This window comes from Ornithinimicrobium jinqii (assembly GCF_045032595.1).
Lineage (GTDB): Bacteria > Actinomycetota > Actinomycetes > Actinomycetales > Dermatophilaceae > Ornithinicoccus.
Map to the genome: position 1 here is coordinate 63,007 of NZ_JBJFZS010000012.1, position 23,960 is coordinate 86,966.

22 protein-coding genes are annotated in these 23,960 nt (G+C 71.6%); 13 read left to right on the top strand and 9 right to left on the bottom strand.

What is annotated here, in order from left to right:
* Positions 1-56: 56 nt before the first annotated feature.
* Positions 57-1,799, top strand: a complete 1,743-nt coding sequence (locus tag ACI3ET_RS05540) for an alpha-amylase family glycosyl hydrolase (RefSeq protein ID WP_405031977.1) — start codon at positions 57-59, stop codon at positions 1,797-1,799.
* Between the two features lie 31 nt (positions 1,800-1,830).
* Here ACI3ET_RS05540 and ACI3ET_RS05545 read toward each other — a convergent pair whose 3' ends face one another.
* Positions 1,831-2,529 (bottom strand): response regulator transcription factor, encoded by a 699-nt coding sequence (locus ACI3ET_RS05545; RefSeq protein WP_405031978.1) that lies wholly within the window; start codon positions 2,527-2,529, stop codon positions 1,831-1,833.
* Positions 2,530-2,658: 129 nt separating this feature from the next.
* Here ACI3ET_RS05545 and ACI3ET_RS05550 point away from each other — a divergent pair, with 129 nt between their 5' ends.
* Complete coding sequence (locus tag ACI3ET_RS05550) at positions 2,659-3,525, top strand: glycosyltransferase family 2 protein (protein ID WP_405031979.1); 867 nt, start codon at positions 2,659-2,661, stop codon at positions 3,523-3,525.
* 7 nt (positions 3,526-3,532) lie between these two features.
* Here ACI3ET_RS05550 and ACI3ET_RS05555 read toward each other — a convergent pair whose 3' ends face one another.
* The 6 genes from ACI3ET_RS05555 to ACI3ET_RS05580 form a co-directional block, all read right to left on the bottom strand.
* On the bottom strand, positions 3,533-6,319 hold the full coding sequence (locus ACI3ET_RS05555; protein WP_405031980.1) for a multicopper oxidase domain-containing protein: 2,787 nt from the start codon (positions 6,317-6,319) through the stop codon (positions 3,533-3,535).
* Complete coding sequence (locus ACI3ET_RS05560) at positions 6,316-7,230, bottom strand: hypothetical protein (RefSeq protein WP_405031981.1); 915 nt, start codon at positions 7,228-7,230, stop codon at positions 6,316-6,318. Before ACI3ET_RS05560 ends, ACI3ET_RS05555 begins: the two co-directional genes overlap by 4 nt.
* A 10-nt stretch (positions 7,231-7,240) precedes the next feature.
* Positions 7,241-7,678 (bottom strand): hemerythrin domain-containing protein, encoded by a 438-nt coding sequence (locus tag ACI3ET_RS05565; protein ID WP_405031982.1) that lies wholly within the window; start codon positions 7,676-7,678, stop codon positions 7,241-7,243.
* Positions 7,678-7,980: a DUF2249 domain-containing protein gene (locus ACI3ET_RS05570; protein ID WP_405031984.1), complete on the bottom strand. Its 303-nt coding sequence runs from the start codon at positions 7,978-7,980 to the stop codon at positions 7,678-7,680. The genes ACI3ET_RS05565 and ACI3ET_RS05570 overlap by 1 nt, the downstream gene beginning before the upstream one ends.
* 78 nt (positions 7,981-8,058) lie before the next feature.
* Positions 8,059-9,456, bottom strand: a complete 1,398-nt coding sequence (locus ACI3ET_RS05575) for an MFS transporter (protein ID WP_405031985.1) — start codon at positions 9,454-9,456, stop codon at positions 8,059-8,061.
* Positions 9,453-10,823 carry an MFS transporter gene (locus tag ACI3ET_RS05580; protein ID WP_405031986.1) on the bottom strand — a complete coding sequence of 457 codons (1,371 nt, stop codon included), beginning with the start codon at positions 10,821-10,823 and terminating at the stop codon, positions 9,453-9,455. Before ACI3ET_RS05580 ends, ACI3ET_RS05575 begins: the two co-directional genes overlap by 4 nt.
* 269 nt (positions 10,824-11,092) lie before the next feature.
* Between ACI3ET_RS05580 and ACI3ET_RS05585 the strand changes: the two genes are divergently transcribed.
* From ACI3ET_RS05585 to ACI3ET_RS05635, 11 genes are all read left to right on the top strand, one after another.
* A complete protein-coding gene (locus ACI3ET_RS05585; protein ID WP_405031987.1) occupies positions 11,093-11,968 on the top strand; it encodes a helix-turn-helix transcriptional regulator in 876 nt (291 codons plus the stop codon).
* Positions 11,961-15,707 carry a nitrate reductase subunit alpha gene (locus ACI3ET_RS05590; protein WP_405031988.1) on the top strand — a complete coding sequence of 1,249 codons (3,747 nt, stop codon included), beginning with the start codon at positions 11,961-11,963 and terminating at the stop codon, positions 15,705-15,707. The genes ACI3ET_RS05585 and ACI3ET_RS05590 overlap by 8 nt, the downstream gene beginning before the upstream one ends.
* A 38-nt stretch (positions 15,708-15,745) precedes the next feature.
* The gene (gene narH / locus ACI3ET_RS05595; protein ID WP_405031989.1) at positions 15,746-17,437 is read left to right on the top strand and encodes a nitrate reductase subunit beta; all 1,692 of its coding nucleotides are present in this window, start codon (positions 15,746-15,748) and stop codon (positions 17,435-17,437) included.
* The gene (gene narJ / locus ACI3ET_RS05600) at positions 17,437-18,216 is read left to right on the top strand and encodes a nitrate reductase molybdenum cofactor assembly chaperone (protein WP_405031991.1); all 780 of its coding nucleotides are present in this window, start codon (positions 17,437-17,439) and stop codon (positions 18,214-18,216) included. The genes narH and narJ overlap by 1 nt, the downstream gene beginning before the upstream one ends.
* On the top strand, positions 18,213-18,950 hold the full coding sequence (gene narI, locus ACI3ET_RS05605; protein WP_405031992.1) for a respiratory nitrate reductase subunit gamma: 738 nt from the start codon (positions 18,213-18,215) through the stop codon (positions 18,948-18,950). The genes narJ and narI overlap by 4 nt, the downstream gene beginning before the upstream one ends.
* On the top strand, positions 18,947-19,333 hold the full coding sequence (locus ACI3ET_RS05610) for a cupin domain-containing protein (RefSeq protein WP_405031993.1): 387 nt from the start codon (positions 18,947-18,949) through the stop codon (positions 19,331-19,333). Before narI ends, ACI3ET_RS05610 begins: the two co-directional genes overlap by 4 nt.
* Positions 19,334-19,349: 16 nt before the next feature.
* Positions 19,350-20,486, top strand: a complete 1,137-nt coding sequence (locus ACI3ET_RS05615) for a ThiF family adenylyltransferase (RefSeq protein WP_405031994.1) — start codon at positions 19,350-19,352, stop codon at positions 20,484-20,486.
* A gap of 48 nt (positions 20,487-20,534) precedes the next feature.
* Positions 20,535-21,152, top strand: coding sequence for a molybdenum cofactor guanylyltransferase (mobA, locus tag ACI3ET_RS05620; RefSeq protein WP_405031995.1), 618 nt, complete (start codon positions 20,535-20,537; stop codon positions 21,150-21,152).
* A 63-nt stretch (positions 21,153-21,215) separates the two neighbouring features.
* Positions 21,216-21,473: a CopG family transcriptional regulator gene (locus ACI3ET_RS05625; RefSeq protein WP_405031996.1), complete on the top strand. Its 258-nt coding sequence runs from the start codon at positions 21,216-21,218 to the stop codon at positions 21,471-21,473.
* Positions 21,470-21,895 carry a TA system VapC family ribonuclease toxin gene (locus tag ACI3ET_RS05630; protein WP_405031997.1) on the top strand — a complete coding sequence of 142 codons (426 nt, stop codon included), beginning with the start codon at positions 21,470-21,472 and terminating at the stop codon, positions 21,893-21,895. The genes ACI3ET_RS05625 and ACI3ET_RS05630 overlap by 4 nt, the downstream gene beginning before the upstream one ends.
* A 57-nt stretch (positions 21,896-21,952) precedes the next feature.
* Positions 21,953-22,192, top strand: a complete 240-nt coding sequence (locus ACI3ET_RS05635) for a MoaD/ThiS family protein (protein WP_405031998.1) — start codon at positions 21,953-21,955, stop codon at positions 22,190-22,192.
* Between the two features lie 6 nt (positions 22,193-22,198).
* On the opposite strand, the gene moaA is transcribed toward ACI3ET_RS05635, so the two are convergent.
* Both moaA and ACI3ET_RS05645 read right to left on the bottom strand, forming a co-directional pair.
* Positions 22,199-23,197 (bottom strand): GTP 3',8-cyclase MoaA, encoded by a 999-nt coding sequence (gene moaA, locus ACI3ET_RS05640; protein ID WP_405031999.1) that lies wholly within the window; start codon positions 23,195-23,197, stop codon positions 22,199-22,201.
* On the bottom strand, positions 23,198-23,722 hold the full coding sequence (locus ACI3ET_RS05645) for a MogA/MoaB family molybdenum cofactor biosynthesis protein (protein ID WP_405032000.1): 525 nt from the start codon (positions 23,720-23,722) through the stop codon (positions 23,198-23,200).
* Between the last annotated feature and the right edge of the window lie 238 nt (positions 23,723-23,960).

Genomic DNA, 23,960 nt, shown 5'->3' on the forward strand with positions numbered 1-23,960 from the left:
CCCTAGCATTGAGCGATGGCGCGCCCGCGTCCGCTCGACCGACCCTGGAGGCCACCGTGACTTCGTCCCACCCCGGCATGGGCGCCATCGCCTACGACGAAGGCTTCACCTTCCGTGTCTGGGCGCCGCACGCCGACGCGGTGAGGGTCGTGGGCGACTTCAACGGCTGGGACGAGCGTGCGCACCTGCTGGAGGCGGAGGGCAACGGCAACTGGTCGACCGACGTCGAGGGCGCCGAGCACGGCCAGGAGTACCAGTTCGTCATCACCAACGGGGACCGCAGCTTCTACCGCATCGACCCGCGTGCCTACGCCACGACGAACTCGGTGGGCAACGGCATCCTCTACGACCACCGGCGCTTCGACTGGGAGCACGAGGAGTTCCTCACGCCGGCCCAGCACCAGCTGGTCATCTACGAGACGCACATCGGCTCCTTCATGGTCAGCCAGGACGGTGGCCCGGGCGACCTGCACGACCTGGTCGGCCGGCTCGACTACCTCGTCGGGCTCGGCGTCAACGCCATCGAGCTGATGCCGCTGATGGAGTTCGCCGGCGACTACTCCTGGGGCTACAACCCGGCGCACATCTTCGCCGTCGAGCACACCTACGGCGGCCCGGACGCGCTGAAGACGTTCGTCCGAGAGGCGCACAAGCACGGCATCGCCGTCCTGGTCGACGTCGTCTACAACCACTTCGGCCCCAGCGACCTCTCGCTGTGGCAGTTCGACGGGTGGAGCGAGGAGGGCAAGGGAGGCATCTACTTCTACAACGACTGGCGCTCCCACACCCCGTGGGGCGACACCCGCCCCGACTTCGGCCGTCAGGAGGTCCGCGACTTCATCCTGGACAACGCGCGGATGTGGCTGGACCACTACCACGTCGACGGTCTGCGCCTGGACATGACGCCCTACATGCGCCACGTCGACGGCTTCACCGGGGACATCCCCGAGGGCTGGGCGATGATGCGCTCGATCGGGCAGATGGTCCGCAGCGACTACCCCGGGCACCTGGTGATCGCCGAGGACCTGCACAACGACGCCGCCGTCACCTCGACCACGGACGGCGGCGCGGCGATGCACGCGCAGTGGGACAACCAGTTCGTCCACCCGGTGCGTGAGGCGCTCATCCACCCCTCGGACGAGCACCGCTCGATCCCGGACGTCGCCAAGGCGGTCCTGCACGCCTACCACAACGCCTTCGACCGGGTCATCTACATCGAGTCCCACGACGAGGTCGCCAACGGCAAGGCGCGCGTCACCTCCGAGGTCAGGGGCGACAACCCCAGCGGCTGGGACGCGCAGAAGCGCGCCACCCTGGGGGCGGCGCTCGTCCTCACCGCACCGGGTATGCCGATGCTGTTCCAGGGGCAGGAGTTCCTCGAGGACGAGTGGTTCCGCGACACCGTGCCGCTGGACTGGGAGCGGGCGTGGGCCTTCCGGGACATCACCCAGATGTTCCGCGACCTCATCCGCATGCGGCGCAACCTCGACGGCGAGACCCCCGGGCTCTCGGGCCCCAGGACGGCGCTGGTCACGCTCGACGACGACGCCAACGTGATCGCGTTCATGCGCTCGACCGACGACGACCAGCACGTGCTCGTGGCGCTCAACATGGATGCCCACGCGGTGCAGCGGCGCGTGGAGCTGCCCGACGGGCACTGGCGGGTGGTGTTCAACAGCGACGCGCGCCGCTACAGCCAGCTCTTCGGGGACCACGCCACGCCGGACCTCGTCGTCGAGGACGGCGTCTCGGTGCTCGACCTCGGCCCCTACTCTGCGGTGGTCTACGTCCCGGAGTGAGGCGGGGAGGCGCCCCGGACGGTCGGAGGGACTACGCCCCGGCTGCGGCCGGCGCGCCCTCGGGGTCGGTGTCCCGCATGACGTCGGGCAGCAGGTCGTGGTGGATGCCCCACAGCACGGCCTGCGACCGGCGGGTCACCCCGATCTTGCGGTAGGCGCTGCGGATGTAGGTCTTGACCGAGTTGATCGACAGGTAGGTCTGGGAGGCGATGTCCAGGTTCGTCAGCCCCTGCGCGATGAGGGCGAGGACCTCCGCCTCCCGGGGGGAGAGACCGTGCGTGCGGGCCGGCCAGTCCCCCTGGTAGGGCAGGGCCTCGGCCTCCTCCCGCAGCGGCTCGACCGGCAGCCGGGTGGGAGAGACCACGATGTCTCCGTCGGCGACCCGTTCGAGCGCGTCGACCAGCGACTCTGCGTCGATCGTCTTGTCCAGGTAGCCCCGGCACCCCTTCGAGAGCGCCACCTCGACCAGCTGCGGGTGCATGTTCCATGAGTAGACGACCACGTGGCGGGCCTGGTCGCCCAGCACCTGGTCGAACTTGGTGTCGTCGACCTGCCCCGCTGCGAAGGTGTCGTAGAGCGTGACGTCGACCGCTGTCAGCACCTGGAGCTGGGCGTCCAGCTCCACGATCTCGACGCGGTCGGCGAAGGGGGTCAGCATCGCGAGGACACCGCGCACGACCACCTCGTAGTCGTTCGCGATGGCCACGGTCACGGGCCGTGTGGCATCCATAGCGACCACGGTACCGCCGTCCGGCCGCCACGGTCGCATGGATCGACGCCCACCGGCCCGGTGGGACGGCGCGCGGGACCACCCGCAGGGGGGTAGCCGGTGGTCAGGTGCCCTCGGTAGGCTACGGCGGTGCCAGGGACGATCGCGGTGCTCACCATGTCCAAGGGGCGACCGGAGGAGCTGCTCCGACAGGTCGACGGCCTCTCCGTCGGGTCGGTCCCCCCGGACCTCCACGTCGTCGTCTCCATGGGCGACCGCGACCTGACCCGTGGACGGCTCCCGCTGGGCACCGACCGCTGGACCACCGTCGTCTGCCCCGTCCCCACCGACCGGCGCGCGCTTCCGTTGGCAGCCGCCCGCAACCGTGCCGCGCGCGAGGCCCTCGAGGTCGGCGCCGACGTGCTGATCTTCCTCGACGGTGACGTGATCCCCGGGAGCCGGACGCTGGAGAGGTATGCCGACGCCGTCACCGGGGTCTCCCCCGCGCTGAGGGACCTCGCGCGGCCCGACGGCCCCGTCGTCTGGGCAGGGCCGGTGCTCCAGCTGCCGGAACCGCCCGACGAGCACGTCGGCTACCCCCTCGGCCACCTCCACAAGTACGGCGTGCGCACCCCCGGCACCCCCGCTCTCTCGCCCGGTGAGCTGCGACCCGAGACCCGCTGGGACTACTTCCACGCGGTGGCCTTCGCCATGTCGCCCGAGGACTTCCGGGCCACGGGGGGCTTCTGCGAGGACTACACCGGTCACGGGCTCGAGGACGCCGACTTCGCCCACGTGGTGCACAACGCGGGCGGTGCCCTGGTCTGGGTGGGCGGGGCCACGGCCTACGTGCAGCCCCGCGCCGACCTCGACCGCACGCAGGAGACGAGGATCGCGCTGCGCCACGCCGAGGTGTGGCGCGGGCGCTGGGGCGCCGAGCCGGCGCACCCGTGGCTGCAGCGGCTGCGCGGCGAGGGCCTGCTGCGGCTCGACGAGGGACGCTGGGGAGCCGCGTAGCGCAGCGCTACTCGGTGACGTGCACGACGCCGTGCGCGCCTCGCTCCGCGTCGACCATGATGTGCGAGACGACCGGGTAGTGCCCCGGCTCGGGGAACGACAGCTCGACGAACCCGCCCTGCGCAGCCTGCAGCCCGAGGGCCTGCGCGCCCGCCCCCTCCGCGGGGCCGTCCGGACCGCCGAGGCGGTAGGCGCCCTCGAGGTAGACGGTGTCGAACTGCTCGCCGACGACGTGGAAGGAGGTCGGCCGGCTGGGGCCGGCGTCGAGCACCCAGAAGCGCACCCGCTCGCCCACCCGGGCCGCGAACATCTGGTCCGGTGCGTCGTACTGGTGGGCGATGCCGTTGAAGGTCACGAACGTCGGTCGCTCCGCCGCGATGGCCTCCGGGTCCACCTCCGCCGGGGCGGTGCCGCCGTGCCCGGTGCCGGGCCGGAGGTACACCTCTGACTGGACGACGACGTACTCGCGGTCGACCTCCGGCAGCCCCTCCTCGGGCTCGACGACCACCGCGCCGTGCATGCCGGCCGAGATGTGGCTGGACATCGGCATCGTGGAGCAGTGGTACATCCAGATGCCCGCCCGCGTCGCGGTGAACCGGTAGACCAGCGTCTCGCCGGGCGGGATCGTGCGCATCGGCCGGTCCGGCGCCAGGGCCCCGGCGTGGAAGTCGATCGAGTGCCCCATCGTCCCGTCGTTGACCAGGGTGATCTCGAAGACGTCGCCGACCCGCCCGCGCAGGGTGGGCCCCGGCACCTGCCCGTCGAACGTCCACCGGGTCTGGGTGACGCCGGGCGCCACCTCGAGCTCCTCCTCGGTGGCGGTCAGCGTCAGCTGGTGGACCGTGCCCGCGGGGGTGGTCAGGGGGAGCAGCACGGGGTCGACAGGCCGCTCGACCCGGGCGTCGGGGTCGAGGTGCACAGGCGCGGGGTATGGCGTGGCTGTGCCGGCGGGGTCGGCGGGGTCGGTCGGGTCGTGGGTGGGGTGGTCGGTGGCGTCTGGTACGTCACCGGTGACGACGACGTCGAGGACCATCCCCATCTGGCGGTGCCCGACGATGGTGCACCAGCCCTGCACGGTCCCACCCACCACGCCGAGGTCGAGGGTGGCGCTCTCGTCGAGCGCGAGTCTGGGGGTGCGCTCGCCGAGGAGCTGGAGGTCGTGGACGTTGGTCGGGTCGACGTTGACGACCTCGACGACCAGCCTGTCGCCCCGCGGGACCTCGATGCTGGAGGGCTCGAAACGCATGTCCTGGGCCAGCACGCGGACCGTCGTGGTCTCGCCGGTGGCGACGGCCTCGCCGGCGGGTGCGCCCGTGCGTCCGGCGGACGTGCTGCTGCCCGGCGCGAGTCCCGCGGCGGCGGGGTCCATCGCCACGCCGACCGACGCCGCGAGGACGAGCGCGGTGACGGCGGCGACGACCTGTCCGGGCGACCAGATGGAGGGCATCCGGTCGGGCTCGCCGTCGCGCAGGCCCGGGGTGGGGACCGCACCTGCCGGGCGCTCGCCGCGGGCCCGCGCGGCCTCCACCTCGCGCTTGGCGGCGGCGGAGGCGGCGATGCCGCGCAGCATCAGCGGGACGAAGGTGGCCAGGGCCACGAGGACGAGCAGGGTGACGGTCACCCGCACGAGGCTCGGGACGGGCAGGAGCGCGAGGAGCAGCCCGCCGTTGACGACGACCAGCCGCGCCGTGGCCCAGCGGTCGAACCACGCCTGCCCGGCACGCACCACCGTCTTGCCGCCGCCGATGACCGAGGGCACCAGGTAGGACAGGGCGCCGGGGAGCAGCTGGGCGGCGAAGCCGACGACGAGGACGGCGGTGGTGGTGCCGAGGCCGCCGGCGAACTCGGCCCAGGTCTGCGTGGTGGCCAGGCGGACGAGGACCAGGCCCAGCCCCACGACCCACCACACGAGGGACAGCCCGACCGAGGCCGGCGCGAACTCGCGAGGAGGCCACGAGCGTCGGACCGGGGTGAGCACCGCGGAGGCCCACCACAGCAGGGCGGCTGCGTAGAGGGCGACGGCGACGAGGGTCAACCAGCGCAGGTCGGCGAGAGCACCGGCGACCAGGAGGATGAGGGCGACGGCGAAGCCGGGCAGGGCGGTGCTGGCCCGGGCCTCGGCCCGGGGGCCGATCGGCGTGCGCAGCATCGTGGGCCACAGCGTGAGCAGGGTGCCGGTGACGGTCAGACCCACCCAACCGAGCACGTTGACCATGCTGTGCGCCAGCAGGATCCGTCCGTGGGTGCCGTCGTCGAGCCCGCGGGCCAGCAGCACCCCGAGGGTGGCGCCCACGGGGAGGCAGACCGCTGCCGCGAGGTAGTAGCGGATCGTGATCCGGAACCTTCCCGGCAGCGCCACCCGCAACCTGCGCAGCAGCTGGACCCCGTGCCAGACCACGGCGACGGAGACCAGCGTGGCGCCGAGGACCGTCAGCCACCACTGCGCGGTGGGCACGCCGACGACGGTCGTCGCGGTCCCTACGAGGAGCAGGACGAGGCGGCGCGACTGCGCCCTCCGGTCGTCGAGGCCGGGCCGTGTCTTCAGGAGCGCCTGGGTGAAGTGGGTGCTCCAGACCATGATCGAGTGGGTCAGGGCACCGAGGAGGACGAGGTGGACCATGAGCCAGCGCGAGCCTGGCACGAACGGGTGGGCGAGGGTGACCGCGACGGCCAGCACCATCCACAGCAGCCCGGGGTAGTCACGCAGGGCCCAGCGTCCGCGGGCCCCCACGGGCGCGCTGGGTCGGGGGAGGCCGGCGCCGTCCGGCGCGGCCGGACGGGAGGACAGGGTCATCGGGTCACCTCGGGGAGCGGACGGGTCCGGCGGGTGCCGGGGCGCGTGGCAGAGACGGCTGTCGCGGCAGCGGTGAGCACGAAGAGGAGCAGGGCGGCCACGTTGCGGACGAGGGCGCCCTCCCACAGGCGGACAGCCTCCAGGGCCGCGCCGAGCACGCGGGCCAGGACCATCGACATCGCGAAGCCGAGGAAGGTCGCGTGGACCACCACGTCGTAGGCGGCCCCGACCGGGCGGCCGACCAGGAGGAGGGTGGTGGCAGCCACGGCGAGCCACAGGTAGCCGGCGAGCAGTGCGGCGGCGGCGAAGCGCGGCAGGCCGCTGCTCCGCACGAGGCGGCGGGCCACGTCGTGCCGGACCAGCCACAGGGTGAGGAGCAGCAGCACGCCGCCGAGCGCTCGGCCGCCCGTGGTCGGCCAGAGGGTCGCGGCGACGGCCGCGCCGGCGACGAGCACCGAGAAGCCGGTGAGCGTCGTCGTGGCGTCCCGGGGCATGGCGAGGCGGGCGAGCTCGACGCGTTCGGCGCCGATGGTGAGCACCACGAAGGCGATCAGCAGGGGGACGGTGACCAGGACGTCGACCCGGGTCATCAGGAGTGCGGCGGCCGCCGCCAGGACGGCCCCCAGCCCCTCGACGGCGACCACCGGGTCGGAGTTGCGCTGGTGCAGCGCGACGTAGACGAGGACCAGGACGAGCAGGCCCCACGGCTGGCGCAGGGCCACCGCACGCTCCAGGGCGATGACCGTGCCGAGGAAGCCCATCACCATCAGCGGGCCGTGCAGCACCGCGAGGCTCGGGCTGCCCGCGGGTGCGGGGAGCCCGGCCAGCGTCAGCGCCGCGTCCAGGCCCGTCAGCAGGGCCAGCCCTCCGGGGACGAGCAGGAGCGGGGCACCGCGCAGGCGCGCGTTCACGGCATACCCCTCACGGGGCGGGTGGGGTGATCTCGTCGACCTCGGCCCAGTCCGGTCCGTCGAGCGCGATGGCGGAGGCCGGGAAGAGCCCGTTGTCCTCGCGGTCGATGTGGTGGCGCAGGTCGTGGATGAACTCGTCGAGCCGGTCGTGCCGGCCGGAGCGCACCGCCGCGAGCTGCTCGTCGAGGGAGGTGTGCTCGGCGCAGAGGCTGTCGATGTGGTCGGTGAACTCCTCCTGGCGGCGCATCACCGAGAACAGCCCGACCTCCTCCGCCCTGGTGTGCGGGTGGAGCAGGTCGGCCACCCCGTCGCTCGCCTGCTCGACCGCGCGCCGGCCGCCGGACTCGACGGCCCGGCGCAGCACCCCTGCGGCGTTGACGATCTCGGTGTGCTCGGCCATGAAGCGGCCGATCACCTCGATCGACTCGCAGCCGCAGTAGGTGCACATCAGGACTGGCGGGTGAAGCGCAGGGTCCAGGCCTCGGGGCCGCTCTCGACGTAGGTGTGCGTGAGGGCGTCGCCCTCGCGGTCGGCCAGCTGCGCGAGCAGGGGCAGCGGGTCGTGCGGCGCGACGAGGTCCATCTGCTGACCCGGGCGCAGGCCGCCGAGGGCGCCGAAGATGGTGGCGTGCCGGATGGCGTGCGGGATCTCGCGGGCGTCGAGGGCGGGGATGCCCTCGTCGACGCAGCCGCAGGCGCAGCCGCTCTCGCGGACCTGGGTGACGGGCAGCTCGGTGCGGTGGTCGGTCATGGTGTGTCCTTCGGTGGTCGGTGGTCGGTGGTCGGTGGTCGGTGGTCGGTGGTCGGTGGTCGGTGGTCGTCGGTGGGGTCAGCTCTTCTTGGGGGCGCCGGGGCGGGCGTAGCGGATCCAGGTGATCGCCACGCACATCACGGCGAAGACCAGGCCGATGATGTAGAAGATGGTCGGGGTCATGAGGGTCAGGCCGATGCCGAAGAAGAACGGTCCGAACGCCGCGATCGCCGCCGTCCAGCCGATCACACCACCGGCCTGGCGCCGCTCGAAGATCATCGGCATCTGCTTGAAGGTCGAGGCGTTGCCGATGCCGGCGAACAGGAAGATCGCGAGCATGCCCCACAGGAACCGGTCGAACCCGGCGTCGAGGGTGGCGGCCGAGGTGGTGTCCGGTACGAGCGCGGTCAGCGTGAAGGAGATCGAGGCGATGATGCCGAGGCCGGAGATCAGCGTCCAGATCGCCCCGCCCATCTTGTCGGTGAGCGGGGAGAAGAGGACCCGGGCTCCGGCGCCGATGAGCGGGCCGAGGAAGACGAACTTGACCACCTCGGGCACGTCGTACCCGTCGATGAGCAGCTGGGCGCTCGCGCCCGCGCCCTGCACGATCTCCGGGTTCCCCGCGCCGTAGAGGTTCTTCATGAGCAGACCGAACTGCGCCGCGAGCCCTGAGAAGGTGCCGAAGGTCATGATGTAGAGCAGCGTCATGAACCAGGTGTCGGGGTTGGAGAAGATGTCGAACTGCTGGCGGACGTTGGCCTTGACCGGCACCGACTTCAGCGCCATCCACGCCCAGGCCGCGCCGACCAGGACGAACGGGATCCAGAAGAAGGCGGCGTTCTGGTACCAGACCTCCTGGCTCTCCTGGCCGGCCAGCTGCATCATCTGGCTGTTGCCGAGGAAGCCGAGCATCGAGAAGCCGATGAGCCACGGGGTGAGCAGCTGCACCAGGGAGACGCCGAAGTTGCCCAGGCCCGCCTGCAGACCCAGGGCCGTGCCCTGCATGCGCTTGGGGAAGAAGTAGGAGGTGCTCGGCATGAACCCGGAGAACGCGCCGCCGCCGATGCCGGCGAGGAAGGCCAGCACCATCAGCTCCCAGTAGGGGGCGGTCGGCTCCTGCACGCGGACGCCCCAGCCCAGCAGCGGGAAGACGAGGAGGGCGGTCGTCAGGGAGACCATCGTGCGGGTGCCCATCAGCGGCGGCAGGACCATCCACACGATGCGCAGCAGACCGGCGGCCAGGCCGGGCATCGCCGCCATCCAGTAGAGCTGGGTCTGGGTGAAGGAGTAGCCGATGTCGTTGAGCTTGGGGACGATCGCGCTGGGCAGGAACCAGGTGACGAAGGCCAGGGTCAGCGTGAACGTGGTGATCCACAGCGTCTGCCAGGCGATCTTGCTGTCCCAGGTCTCCTCGTTCTCGGGGTCCCAGTCCTGCAGCCAGCGGCTGCCGGTGCGGCGGGGATCGGCGGTGGTCATGCGCGGGCCTCCTGGAAGGGCGTGGCGGTGGCGGTGGTCGGCTCGTGCTCGAGCTTGTCGGCGAGCTCGGGCGAGCGGTCGTGCAGCATGCGCACGATGGTCAGGTGCATCCAGATCAGGCACACGGCCGTGAGCAGGAAGAGGACGAAGAAGGTCGAGGTCGGGAAGCCGGACCAGAGCTTGGTGTAGGCGAACATCGGGGGCAGGAAGAAGCCGCCGAGCCCGCCGAGCATCCCGACGAGCCCACCGACCGCCCCGACGTTGCCGGGGAAGTACTCCGGGATGTGCTTGTAGACGGCCGCCTTGCCCACGCCCATCGCGCAGCCGAGCAGGAAGAGCAGGGCGGTGAACGGGACGATGTTCATGGCGTAGGCCAGGTGCTCGGTCTGCGTGCCGTCGGCGTGGTTGATGACGATGTGACCGTTGGGCATCATGAGGATCCCGGTGGCCAGCAGCATCACCAGGAAGGTGCCGTACATCGCCCGGCGTGCGCCCCACCGGTCGGAGAACCAGCCGCCGACCGGGCGGAGCAGCGAGGCGGGGAAGATGAACAGCGCGGTGAGCAGGCCGGCCGTGGTGAGGGAGACGTCGAAGTTGTCGATGTAGTAGAGCGGCAGCCAGGCCGCCAGGGCGACGTAGGCGCCGAAGACGGCCACGTAGTAGAGGCTGAACCGCCACACGCGCAGCTGCCGGAGGGGGAGGAGCATCTCGCCGAGCGACGTGCTCGCCCCGGGCTTGCGGTCGACCGAGGGGGTGAGGAACCAGACCGCGACGGCCATGAGCAGCAGGAGCACGGCGTACACCACGGGGATCAGGCGCCAGCCGCCCTGGATGCCGAGGGCGAAGGTGGTGCCGGCGGTGGCGAGGATGATCGGCGGGCCGATGAACTTGGTCACCGAGGCACCGACGTTGCCGGCCCCGAAGAGGCCGAGCGCGAAGCCCTGGCGCTCGCGCGGGGTCCAGGCGGCGTTCCAGGCGATGCCGACGCTGAAGGAGTTGCCGGCGAAGCCGACGAGGAAGGCCAGCACCAGCAGCATGCCGTAGCTGTCGGCGCGGCTGACGAGGAAGGCGGGGACGGCCGTCGCCGCCAGCATCGCCGTCATCACCTTGCGGCCGCCGATGCGGTCGGTCAGCATGCCGGCAGGCAGCCGCCACATCGAGCCGTTGAGGACGGCGAAGGCCGAGACCCAGGACAGCTGGGTGTCGGTGAGCCCGAACTCCTCCCTGATCGGCTTGCCGAGGATGCCGAACATCAGCCAGACGGCGAACATGAGGGTGAACGCCACGGTGGAGGTCCACAGGACGCGGTTGGCGCCCGAGGTGCGGGGGGACTCCGGGGTGGCGACCGCGGGGGCGGTGGTCGTCATCAGCACTCCGATTAGAGGAACCGTTCATCGCAATATGTCAGGCACGACCATACACCCGCGCCACGGGGCCGCGCGACGGTCACGGGGTGGGGCGCACAACTCCCCTTGTTTAGGTCATGAAGATGTGTGCAAATGAGGCCGTTGACCTGCGGTGGTCCCGGTCGGAAGGGGGTCGGCACGGGGTCGGCACGGGGTCGGCCGGGGTGGTTGCGGAAACCGCGCGTCGTAGGCTTAGATATACGTGATCCGTATCCGACAAAAGGTGGAGCATGGGCGCTGCTGAGCAGACGGGGCACGACGGCGCGTCCCTGCTGGCCTCCACGGTGCGCCGGGCCATCGTCGACCACCTGGCTGCCCTGCCGCGCCTGGCCGTGGAGGGTCGTCGGACCCGCGACACGGGACTGACGGCGGCCGAGCTCGGTGAGGTCCTGGGGCTGCACAGCACGACGGTGCGCTTCCACCTCGACCAGCTGGTGTCGGCCGGACTGCTCGCCAGCCACTTCGTGCGCAGCGGGGGCGCCGGACGGCCCGCCAAGCGGTATGTCGTGGTCGAGGGCACCCTCGGGTCGGTCCCGCACCAGGCGGTCGAGGGGCCCTACCAGGTGCTCGCCACCCTCCTCGCCGAGGCGCTCGACCCCGCGGACCGGGACCGGCTCACGCCGGAGGAGGCCGGGGTGCAGTGGGTGCGCAACCGGCTCGCGCAGGAGGGGCGCGCGGACGACCCGTCCGCCGTGCCGGCCGTCACCACGGGGGAGTGGGTGGCCAAGGTGGGCGGCGTCGTCGACCTGCTGCAGGAGTGGGGCTACAGCCCCGACCTGGCCCTGGGGGGCCGCGAGGGGGACGTCACCCTGACCCTGCAGGACTGCCCGTTCCTCGACCTCGCCCGCGTGCACCCGGAGGTGGTCTGCGGCGTCCACCGGGGACTGCTGCGGGGCGCGCTGGAGGTGGCCGGCGAGGAGCAGGCCACCGTGAGCCTGCGGCCGTTCGTCGCCGAGCGCACGTGCCACGCGACGCTGGTCCGCAGGGGCCACGGCACCCGACCGCCCCTCGACCTGCCGGCCGCCGGGCGCGACCCCGACCCGACCGCCCGATCCCACCCGGACCCGACCCGAACGCCGAGCACCCAGGAGAGCACCCATGAGTGAGCGCACCACGTCCCGCCTCGACGGTCGGCTGAGCGACGCGCTGGTCGGCACCCGCCGGTTCTTCACCCGGGGGGAGGTGTCCGAGGACCGGCGCACGCTGAGCCTGCAGGGCGGGCGCAGCGGCGACTCCTTCTACCGCGACCGGTGGGCCCACGACAAGGTCGTGCGGTCCACGCACGGCGTCAACTGCACGGGGTCCTGCTCGTGGAAGGTCTACGTCAAGGACGGGATCATCACCTGGGAGGCGCAGCAGACCGACTACCCCTCCACCGGAGACGACCGCCCCGAGTACGAGCCCCGCGGGTGCCCCCGCGGGGCCGCCTTCTCCTGGTACACCTACAGCCCCACCCGGGTGCGCTACCCCTACGTGCGCGGCACCCTGCTCGAGATGTTCCGCGACGCCAAGCGGCAGTTCGGCGACCCGGTCGTGGCCTGGGCCTCGATCGTCCAGGACGAGGAGAAGGCCCGACGGTACAAGTCCGGCCGCGGGAAGGGCGGTCTGGTCCGTGCCACCTGGGAGGAGGCCGTGGAGATGATCGCGGCCGCCCACGTCTACACCGTGAAGCGCTGGGGCCCGGACCGGATCGCCGGCTTCTCGCCCATCCCCGCGATGTCGCCGGTCAGCTACGCCTCCGGCTCCCGCTTCCTCGAGCTCATCGGCGCCCCGATGCTGTCCTTCTACGACTGGTACGCCGACCTGCCGAACGCCTCCCCGCAGATGTTCGGGGACCAGACCGACGTGCCCGAGTCCGGCGACTGGTGGGACGCGGGCTACCTCATCATGTGGGGCTCCAACGTCCCGCTGACCCGCACCCCGGACGCGCACTGGATGACCGAGGCCCGCTACCGCGGCCAGAAGGTCATCGCGGTCGCCCCGGACTACGCCGAGAACGTCAAGTTCGCCGACGAGTGGGTGGCCTCCAGGCCCGGCACCGACGGCGCCCTGGCGATGGGCATGGGCCACGTCGTGCTCCGCGAGTTCTTCGTCGACCAGCAGGTCGACTTCTTCACCGAGTACAACCAGCGCTTCACCGACCTGCCCTACCTCATCACCCTGGACCCTGTCGAAGGCGACGAAGGAGCTTCTTCGACGGAACAGGGGGAGCAGGGCGAGCGCAGCGAGCACCTGGTCTATACGCCGGGCAAGTTCCTCACCGCCGGCGACTTCGACAACGACGAGCAGGGCTCGGAGAACGCGGTGTGGAAGCCGGCCGTCCTCGACGGGGCGACCGACCGCGTCGTCATCCCCAACGGCTCGATCGGCCACCGCTTCGGCGAGGAGGGCGTGGGCCGCTGGAACCTCGAGCTCGGCGACGTCCGACCCGTCCTGAGCCTGCACGGCGACACCGGCGAGGCCGTGGAGGTCCTGCTGCCCCGGTTCGACAACGTCGACGGGGACCAGGTGCGCGAGCGTCGCGGCGTGCCGGTCCGCCGCGTCGGCGACCACCTCGTCACCACGGTGCTCGACCTCATGCTCGCCCACTACGGCGTCGGTCGCCACGGGCTCCCGGGCGCCTGGCCCACCGGCTACGACGACGCGTCGGTGCCGGCCACCCCCGCCTGGGCCGCCGAGATCAGCGGAGCGCCCGCCGAGCAGATCATCCGGATCGCGCGCGAGTGGGCGCAGAACGCGATCGACACCCAGGGTCGCGGCATGATCCTGATGGGCGCCGGCACCAACCACTGGTACCACTCCGACCAGATCTACCGGGCGATGCTCGTGCTCACCACGATCACCGGCTGCCAGGGCCGCAACGGCGGCGGCTGGGCGCACTACGTCGGCCAGGAGAAGGTGCGCCCGATCATGGGTTTCCAGCACCTCGCGTTCGCGCTCGACTGGGTCCGTCCCCCTCGGCACATGAACCAGACGGCGTACTGGTACGTCAACACCTCGCAGTACCGCTACGACACCTTCGACGCCGACGCGATCAACGGCAGCACCGGGGTGTTCGCAGGCCGCGGCACCATGGACCTGCTGGCGCAGTCCGTGCGCCTCGGCTGGACCCCCTCCTACCCGCAGTTCAACCGCAGCTCCCTGGAGGTCGCGGACGAGGCGGCGCTGGCCGGGCTCAGCGCGCCGGAGTATGTCGTGCAGCAGCTCAAGGCGGGCGAGCTCAGCTTCGCGGTCGAGGACCCCGAGGCGGAGGAGAACCACCCGCGCATCCTGTCGCTGTGGCGGGCCAACCTGTTCGGCTCCTCGGCCAAGGGCAACGAGTACTTCCTCAAGCACCTCCTGGGCACCGACAACGCCGTCAGGGCGGCCGAGGCCTCGGAGGCCCAGCGCCCGGTCGGCGTGCGCTGGCCCGAGCGGGCGGCCGAGGGCAAGCTCGACCTGCTGCTGACCCTGGACTTCCGGATGACCAGCTCCACGCTCCTGTCGGACGTGGTGCTGCCGGCGGCCACCTGGTACGAGAAGCACGACATCAACACCACCGACATGCACCCGTTCGTGCACTCCTTCAACCCCGCGATCGCCCCGCCGTGGCAGGCCAAGACCGACTGGGACGCCTGGAAGGCGATCGCCAAGAAGTTCTCCGAGCTGTCCGTCGAGCACCTCGGCACCCGCAAGGACGTCGTCGCCAAGCCGCTGTGGCACGACACGCCCGAGGCGATGGCCACCGTGCACGGCCGGGTCAAGGACTGGAGGACCGGCGAGGTCGAGCCGGTGCCCGGCAGGACGATGCCCGTCATCGTCGAGGTCGAGCGCGACTATCCTGCCGTCTTCGAGAAGATGACCGCGATCGGTCCGCTGCTGGAGAAGGTCGGCATGCTGACCAAGGGCGTGGCCTACGACGTCAAGCGGGAGATCGACATCCTGCGGCACCACAACGGGACGGTCCGCACGGGCGTCGCCGCCGGCCAGCCGAAGCTGGAGACCGACGTGCACGTCGCCGAGGGCATCATGCACCTGTCGGCGACCTGCAACGGCCACCTCTCGACCCAGGGCTTCAAGACCCTGGAGAAGCGGACAGGAACGCTCCTGCACGACCTGGCGGCCGAGCACGAGGGCAAGCAGATCACGTTCGCCGACACCCAGGCGGCCCCCGTCCCGGTCATCACCTCCCCGGAGTGGTCGGGATCGGAGAGCGGCGGGCGGCGCTACAGCCCGTTCACGATCAACATCGAGCGGTCCAAGCCCTTCCACACCCTCACCGGTCGCCAGCAGTTCTACCTGGACCACGACTGGATGCAGGGGATGGGCGAGTCGCTGCCGACCTACCGGCCCCCGCTGAACATGAGCACGCTGTTCGGTGAGACGCCGCTGGGGGAGCAGACCGAGCTGGGCGTGTCGGTGCGCTACCTGACGCCGCACAACAAGTGGTCGATCCACAGCGAGTACCAGGACAACCTGTTCATGCTCTCGCTCTCGCGCGGCGGCCAGACGATCTGGATGTCCGACCTGGACGCCGTCAAGATCGGCGTCGCGGACAACGACTGGATCGAGGCGGTCAACCGCAACGGCGTCGTGGCCTGCCGCGCGATCGTCAGCCACCGGATGCCGGAGGGGACGGTCTACATGCACCACGCCCAGGACCGGCTCATCGACGTCCCGCTGACCGAGACGGACAACAAGCGCGGGGGCATCCACAACAGCCTGACCCGCATCCTCATGAAGCCCAGCCACATCATCGGCGGCTACGCCCAGCTGTCCTACTTCTTCAACTACATCGGCCCGACCGGCAACAACCGGGACGAGGTCACGATGATCCGCAAGCGGACCGTCCCGGTCACGTACTGATCCACCCGACGACACCTCATACCAGTAGGAGCGACGACATGCGCGTCATGGCACAGATGGCGATGGTCATGAACCTGGACAAGTGCATCGGGTGCCACACCTGCTCGGTCACCTGCAAGCAGGCGTGGACCAACCGGCAGGGCACCGAGTACGTCTGGTTCAACAACGTGGAGACCCGCCCCGGGCTGGGCTACCCGCGCGGCTACGAGGACCAGGAGGAGTGGAAGGGCGGCTGGATCCGCACCGACTCCGGGCGGCTGAAGCTCAAGGCCGGCGGGCGGCTCAACAAGCTGCTCAACATCTTCTCCAACCCCAAGATGCCGAAGATCTCGGACTACTACGAGCCCTGGACCTACGACTACGAGACGCTCCTCAACGCGCCGGCGCAGGACACCTTCCCGGTCGCCAAGCCCTACTCGCTGATCTCCGGCAAGCAGATCAACATCGAGTGGTCGGCCAACTGGGACGACGACCTCGGCGGCTCGATGGAGCACGCCGTCAAGGACGTGATGCTCAAGGGCATCGAGGACAAGGTGAAGTTCGAGTTCGACCAGACCTTCATGTTCTACCTGCCGCGGATCTGCGAGCACTGCCTCAACCCCAGCTGCGCGGCGTCCTGCCCCTCCGGCGCGATCTACAAGCGCGAGGAGGACGGCATCGTCCTGGTCGACCAGGACAAGTGCCGCGGCTGGCGCATGTGCGTCACCGGCTGCCCCTACAAGAAGGTCTACTTCAACCACAAGACCGGCAAGGCCGAGAAGTGCACCTTCTGCTACCCACGCGTCGAGGTCGGCATCCCGACCGTGTGCGCGGAGACCTGCGTGGGCCGGCTGCGCTACATCGGCCTCATGCTCTACGACGCGGACAAGGTGCTGGAGGCCGCCTCGGTCGAGGACGACCACGACCTCTACGAGGCGCAGCGCTCGGTCTTCCTGGACCCGAACGACCCGGTGGTGCAGCGCGAGGCCGAGCGGGCCGGCATCCCGGGCGACTGGGTCGAGGCGGCGAAGAAGTCCCCGGTCTACGCCCTCATCGAGAAGTACCGCGTGGCCCTGCCCCTGCACCCGGAGTACCGCACCATGCCGATGGTCTGGTACATCCCGCCGCTGTCGCCGGTCGTCGACGTCATCAAGGACACCGGCTACGACGCGGAGGACAAGGACAACCTGTTCGCCGCGATCGAGGCGCTGCGCATCCCGGTGGAGTACCTCGCCAACCTCTTCACGGCCGGAGACGTGGGCCCCGTCAACGACGTCCTGCGCAAGCTGGCCGCCATGCGCTCCTACATGCGCGACATCAACCTGGGCCGTGACCCGCAGGCCTCCATCCCCGAGGCCGTCGGCATGACCGAGGAGGAGATGTACGACATGTTCCGCCTCCTCGCGATCGCGAAGTACAACGAGCGCTACGTCATCCCGACCGCGCACAGCGAGCAGGCGCACTCCCTGGAGGAGCTGGCCACGGACTGCCCGGTGACCGGCTTCGACGACGAGCTGCTCGACGAGTCCGGGCCGTTCGGCGAGGGCTCCGGCCGCGGCTCGACGACCCCGGTGGCGGTGGAGAACTTCAAGATGCTCCAGCAGCGCCAGACCAGCGAGTCGCTCGTCTCGGGCGGCACCAAGCGGGGCCGGGTCAACCTGCTCAACTGGGACGGCAAGGGCGTGCCGGACGGCATGTTCCCGCCGGGTGCGCAGGAGATGGACGGAGCCGGGGCGGGGGAGAAGCGCTGATGCTGCCCTGGCGACGGCACCGCCGCAGCGGGCCGGGGCTCGACCCCCACGACCAGGCGGACGCCTGGCAGGTCGTCTCCCTGCTGCTGGACTACCCCGGCACCGAGCTCGTCGAGCGCCTCCCGGTGCTGCGGCAGGTGGTGAGCGGACTGCCCCCCGAGGTGGCCGACCGGCTCGGCCGTTTCCTCGACCACGTGGAGACGACCGACCTGCGGCTGCTGCAGGTCGACTACGTGGACACCTTCGACGTCACGCGCAAGTGCTGCCTGCACCTGACCTACTTCCTGCACGGCGACACCCGCAACCGCGGGGTGGCCCTCGTGCAGTTCAAGCAGGCCTACCGCAAGCACGGTGCCGAGCTCACCGACCCCGACGCCGAGCTGCCGGACCATCTGTCGGTGGTGCTGGAGTTCGGCGCGACCGTGGACCCCGACGCCGGCTGGCGGCTGCTCAACGACCACCGGGTCGGGATCGAGCTGCTCCGCCGCGCGCTGCTCAAGAGGTCCTCGCCGTGGCTGGACGTCGTCGACGCCCTGCGGGCCACCCTGCCGCAGCTCGCGGGTGACGACGAGCAGGCGCTCGCCCGCCTCATCGCCGAGGGCCCTCCACAAGAAACGGTCGGCATCGGCGAAGAGATGGAGGCGCCCTACGCCATCGACCCCGCCCTGGACCACCTTCGCACCGCGCCCCCCTCGGGCAGCACCTGCGGCGACGCGGGCGCCCCCGCCGCCGCACCCCATACCCTCGGCCTCACCATCCCCGTAGGAGCCCCCCGATGAGCACCTTCCTCTGGGTGATCTTCCCGTACATCTGCCTGGCGACCTTCGTGGTCGGTCACTTCTGGCGCTACCGCTACGACAAGTTCGGGTGGACCACGCGCTCCAGCCAGCTCTACGAGGACAAGCTGCTGCGGATCGGCAGCCCGCTGTTCCACTTCGGCATCCTCGGCGTCGCCGTCGGCCACTTCATGGGCCTCGTCGTGCCGCAGGACTGGACCGACGGGGTGGGGATCAGCCACGAGCTCTACCACTTCGTCGCGCTCGCCGGCGGCATCCCCGCCGGCGTCGCCACCCTCGCGGGGCTGATCATCCTCGTCTACCGGCGGCGCACGACCGGACCGGTGTTCCGGGCCACGACCGTCAACGACAAGGTCATGTATGCCGTGCTCGGCACGATCATCGTGCTCGGGATGTGGAACACCATCGCCGGCAGCCTGCTGACCATCGGCGGGGAGTACAACTACCGCGACGGCGTCTCGCCCTGGTTCCGGCAGATCTTCTGGTTCCAGCCCGACGCCTCGCTCATGGCGGGCGCACCGCTGGGCTTCCAGCTGCACGCCTTCCTCGCCTTCCTGCTGTTTGCGATGTGGCCGTTCACGCGGCTCGTGCACGTCTTCTCGGCCCCGCTGGGCTACGTCACGCGGCCCTACATCGTCTACCGCAGCCGCGACGAGCGTCCCGGCACCGCCACCGGCAGCCGCGCCCAGAAGCGCGGCTGGGAGCGGGTGCAGTGACCGACGAGGACCATCCGATCCTGGGCAGCCTGACCCTCACCCCGGTGGAGGCCGACCCCGAACGGGTCGTCGACCTGCAGGTCGAGGGCGAACGGCTGCTGGCGCGGGCCCGGGAGCGGGGGACAGGGCGTGCCGTCCGGGCGGTCGTGCGCCAACGGGGCCAGCACCTCATCCTGCTGGCGCTGCCCGCCGGCGGGGGTCTGCCCGACCACGACGCCCCCGGCCCGGCGTCGCTGCTGTGCCTGAGCGGGGAGGTGCTGCTCTCGGCGGGAGACGCCGCCTGGCGCCTGACGCCCGGCACGGCCTGCGCCATCCCCCAGGCCCGTCACGAGGTGCACGCGGCCGTCGACAGCGTCTGCGTGCTCGTCGTCTCCATGCGCTGACGTAGCGTTGCCGACCATGCCCTCCCCCCTGCCGCCGCTCGTCGCGCCCGGCCCCGAGCTGACGTCGACGCAGGTGTCGCGCTACTCGCGGCACCTGCTCGTGCCGGGCATGGGGATCGAGGCGCAGCGCCGGCTCCTGGCCGCGCGCGTCGTGGTCGTCGGCGCCGGCGGGCTGGGCAGCCCCACCATCGCCTACCTCGCCGCGGCAGGGGTCGGGCACCTGACGATCATCGACGACGACGACGTCGACGCCACCAACCTGCAGCGCCAGGTCATCCACCGGCTCGACGCGGTCGGCCGGCCCAAGGTCGGGTCGGCGGCGCGGTTCGTCGCCGGGCTCAACCCGGACGTGTCGGTCGAGGTCCGGCACACCCGCATCACCGCGGAGAACGCCCAGGAGCTGCTCGCCGGCCACGACGTCGTCCTCGACGGGGCGGACAACTTCCCCACGAGGTATGCCGTCTCGGACGCCGCGGTCGCGCTCGGCCTCCCCGTGGTCTGGGCGGCGGTGCTCCGCTTCGACGCCCAGCTCTCGACCTTCGTCCCCGGGCGGCCGGGGGCGGTGAGCCTGCGCGACCTCTTCCCGCTGCCGCCCCGGCCGGAGGACGTGCCCTCGTGCGCCGAGGCCGGGGTGCTCGGCGCCCTGGCCGGCCAGGTCGGCTCGATCATGGCGGCCGAGGTCGTCAAGCTGGTCTGCGGGTTCGGCGAGCCGCTGGTCGACCGCGTCCTGCTCGTCGACGCGCTCACCCAGCGCACGCGCGAGGTGCCCCTGCGCCCGGTCGGCGAGGTCGTCCAGCCCCCCGTCCACGAACCGGTGCGCGAGCTCGTGCCCCTCGTCGAGCACTCGGCGGAGGACGTCCGCGACGCGCTCGCCGGTGCCGTCGCGCCGGTGCTGCTCGACGTCCGCGAGCCGGCCGAGCACGCGCTCGGCATCGTCCCCGGGGCGCTGACCGTGCCGGTGGGCGAGGTGCTGACCTGGGAGGACCTGGCGGCCCTGCCCGAGGGGCCGCTGGTCGTCTACTGCAAGACCGGTCCCCGCGCGCGGCGCGCAGCGGCCCACCTCAGCCGCCTCGGGCACCTCGAGGTCACCGTGATGACCGGCGGCATCCTGGCCTGGATCGACCGTGTCGACCCCACCCTGCCCCCCTACTGACCGGGGGTGTCGGGTGGCGCTCCGCAGCCCCACCGGCGGCGTCGCGTGGTGACCGTCGACCTCCTCGTCCTCGCCGGCGGCCGCGGTGAACGGCTCGGGGGGCAGGACAAGGCGGCGATCGTCGTCGCCGGGCGGACGCTGCTCGACCGCGTGCTCGACGCCGCGCAGACCCTCGGCGGCCGGACCGTCGTCGTCGGGCACGGCCCCGTCCCTGCCGGGGTGGTCCGCACCCTGGAGGACCCGCCCGACGGGGGACCGGTGGCCGGGATCGCCGCCGGCCTGGCTGCCCTGGACGACGCGGACCCCGCCTCCTCCGACGCCGCTGCTGCCCGACCCGCCGCCGCGGACTGGGTCGCGGTCGTGGCGGTCGACCAACCCGGCGCCACCCCCGCCCTGGTGGCACTGCATACCGCGCTGGGGTCGCTGCCCACCGACGGGGTGGACGCGCTCAGCCACGTCGACGGGACCGGCCACCGGCAGTGGTTGCTCGCCCTCTACCGCCGGGCCGCCCTCGACGCGGCGCTCGCGGCCCTGCCGCAGGCACGGGACGTGTCGGTCCGCCGGCTCGTCGGTCCCCTGAGGTGGCACGAGGTCCCGTCCGGAGCAGATCACCTGGGTGACATCGACACCTGGGGCGACCTCGAGCGCTGGCAGCGAGATCCCTGATCAACGGCCGAGGGAGGGCATCATGACGATCTGGTGGCCGCATCATGATGCTACCGTGGGTGCATGCGAACCACGATCACCGTGGCTGACGACGTGGCCGCCGAGATGGAGCGGCTCCGCCGCGAGGAGGGCCTGGGCCCGAGCGAGGCGCTGAACGTCCTGGCTCGCCGGGGGATGGCCAGCCGCGGCCTGCAGCACGCCGACTACGTGCACCACTCCGCACCCATCGGTCTTCTGGTGGACGTCACCAACGTCGCCGAGGTCCTCGACCTGCTCGACGACGATCCCGCAGCCGGACACCGGGGTGGACGCCCGACGTGATCGTCGACGCCAACGTCCTCCTCCACGCGGTGGACTCCGGGTCGGTCCACCACGAGCGGGCCGCATCCTGGCTGACCGCCGCCCTCAACGGCGACGAGCGCGTGGGCCTGCCCTGGCAGAGCCTGGGTGCCTTCGTGCGCATCGCCACGCATCCGCGCGTCACCGCGACCCCTCTCTCGGCCGCGGAGGCGCAGGTGCACGTCGACGGCTGGCTGGCAGCCGGACCGGCCTGGATCCCGCCGGCGACCGAGCGGACCTGGCACGCCTTCGACACGCTCGCACGGCGGCACCACGTGACCGGCAACCTCGTCCCCGACGCCCAGCTCGCGGCGCTGGCGGTCGAGCTGGGGGTTGCCGTGGTCTCCGGCGACAGCGACTTCGCCCGCTTCCCCGAGGTGCGGTGGATCAACCCGCTGGGATGACGGCCCCGCTCCGGGCAGGTGCGAGGATGGGCACAGCGAGACGACGAGGAGACGACGATGGCCACCGTGCGCTACTTCGCCGCCGCCGCAGAGGCGGCCGGCACCGAGTCCGAGCAGGTGCACGCCGACGACCTGGGCAGCCTGCTCGACCGCCTCGTCGAGCTCCACGGGGCGGAGCTCGGTCGGGTGCTGGGGCTCAGCTCGGTGCTGCACGAGGGGCAGTACGTCAGCGACCGGAGCCTGGCCATCGCGCACGACGCCGTGCTGGACGTGCTGCCGCCGTTCGCCGGCGGCTGAGCTCGCTCAGCCGCCGATCCGGCTCATCGGCCGCGGCGGCTGGAGGAAGCCCGGCTCGTTGATCCCGTGCCCGGGCAGCTTGGCGCCGATCGAGGTGCGCAGCAGGACCGCGAGCTCGTCGTCGGACGCCCCCGCGCGCAAGGGTCCCCGCAGGTCGGTCTCGCCGGTGGCGAACAGGCAGTTGCGGATCATGCCGTCGGCGGTGAGCCGCACCCGGTCGCAGGTGCCGCAGAACGGCATCGTCACCGAGGCGATGACGCCGACGGTCGCGGGTCCGCCGTCGACGAGGAAGAGTTCGGCGGGTGCGCTGCCGCGCGTCTCGTCGGGCAGCGGGTCCAGCCGGTAGGCCGTGCGCAGCCGCCCGAGGATCTCCTCGCCGGTGACCATCTGGGTCCGGTCCCACTGGTGCTGGGCGTCCAGCGGCATCTGCTCGATGAACCGCAGCTGGTAGCCGTGCGCGAGCGCGAAACCGAGCAGGTCCACGGCCTCGTGGTCGTTGACGCCGCGCATGAGCACGGTGTTGAGCTTGACCGGCAGCAGCCCGGCGGCCGCGGAGGCCTCGATGCCGGCGAGGGTGTCGGTCAGTCGGTCCCGCTTGGCCATCTCGATGAACGTCTCGCGGCTGAGCGTGTCGATGCTGACGTTCACCCGGGTCAGCCCTGCGGCACGCAGGTCTGCGGCGATCCGGGCCAGGCCGACGCCGTTGGTCGTCATCGAGATCTCCGGAGCCGGGTCCAGCGCCGCCAGCCCGGCGACGACGTCGACGAGGTCGCGCCGCAGCAGCGGCTCGCCGCCGGTCAGCCGGACCTCTTCGATCCCCATCGCGACGGCGACCCCTGCGAGGCGGACGACCTCCTCGGTGGAGAGCATGGTGTCGCGCGGCAGCCAGGGCACCCCCTGCTCGGGCATGCAGTACGTGCAGCGCAGCGAGCACCGGTCGGTCACCGAGATCCGCAGGTCACGGTGCACCCGGCCGTAGCTGTCGACGAGCGGCTCACGCACCATCTAGTGGTCGCCCCCGGCGACCTGGTCCACGAGGTGCCCCAGGAGCGGACCGATGACGTCCATCCCCTCCTGCACCGCCGACGGACGGCCCGGCAGGTTGACGACCAGCGTCCCGCCCGCTCCTCGCTCGGACGGCCAGTCGACGACCCCGACCACGCCGCGCGACGCGGCCGCATAGGGGGTATGCCGTGCGCCCTCGCGGCGGAGCAGCTCGGCCAGGCCCGGGTTCTCCCGGGTGATGACCTCGCGGGTGCCCTCCGGGGTCAGGTCGCGGGGACCCATGCCGGTGCCGCCCGTGGTGACGACCAGCCGATGACCCTGGGCGACGGCGTCGCGCAGCGCACCGGCCACCGACCCGACGCCGTCCGGCACGACGACCGGAGCGGCCACGTCATACCCGAAGGTGTGGAGGGCGGAGACCAGGACCTGACCGGCCGTGTCCTCGCGCCGACCGTCCGAGCTGCGGTCCGAGACGGTGATCGCAGCGGCGGTGCGGCTGGCGGCAGGGCCGGGGGTGGCGGTCATCGCCCCAGTCTACGTTCAGAGGATTAAGCAGAACGTTCGGTCGCCCCAGCCTCCATCTGCGGCGGCCGCGACCAGACGTCCCTGACCGCGGAGCATCCTGGTCATCGCGGAGCATCTGGGCTGCCAGAACGACCCATATGCTCCGCAACAGCCCGGATGCTCCGCGGTGGCGGTGGCGGTGGCGGTGGCGGTGGCGGTGGCGGTGGCGGTGGCGGTGGCGGTGGCGGTGGCGGTGGCG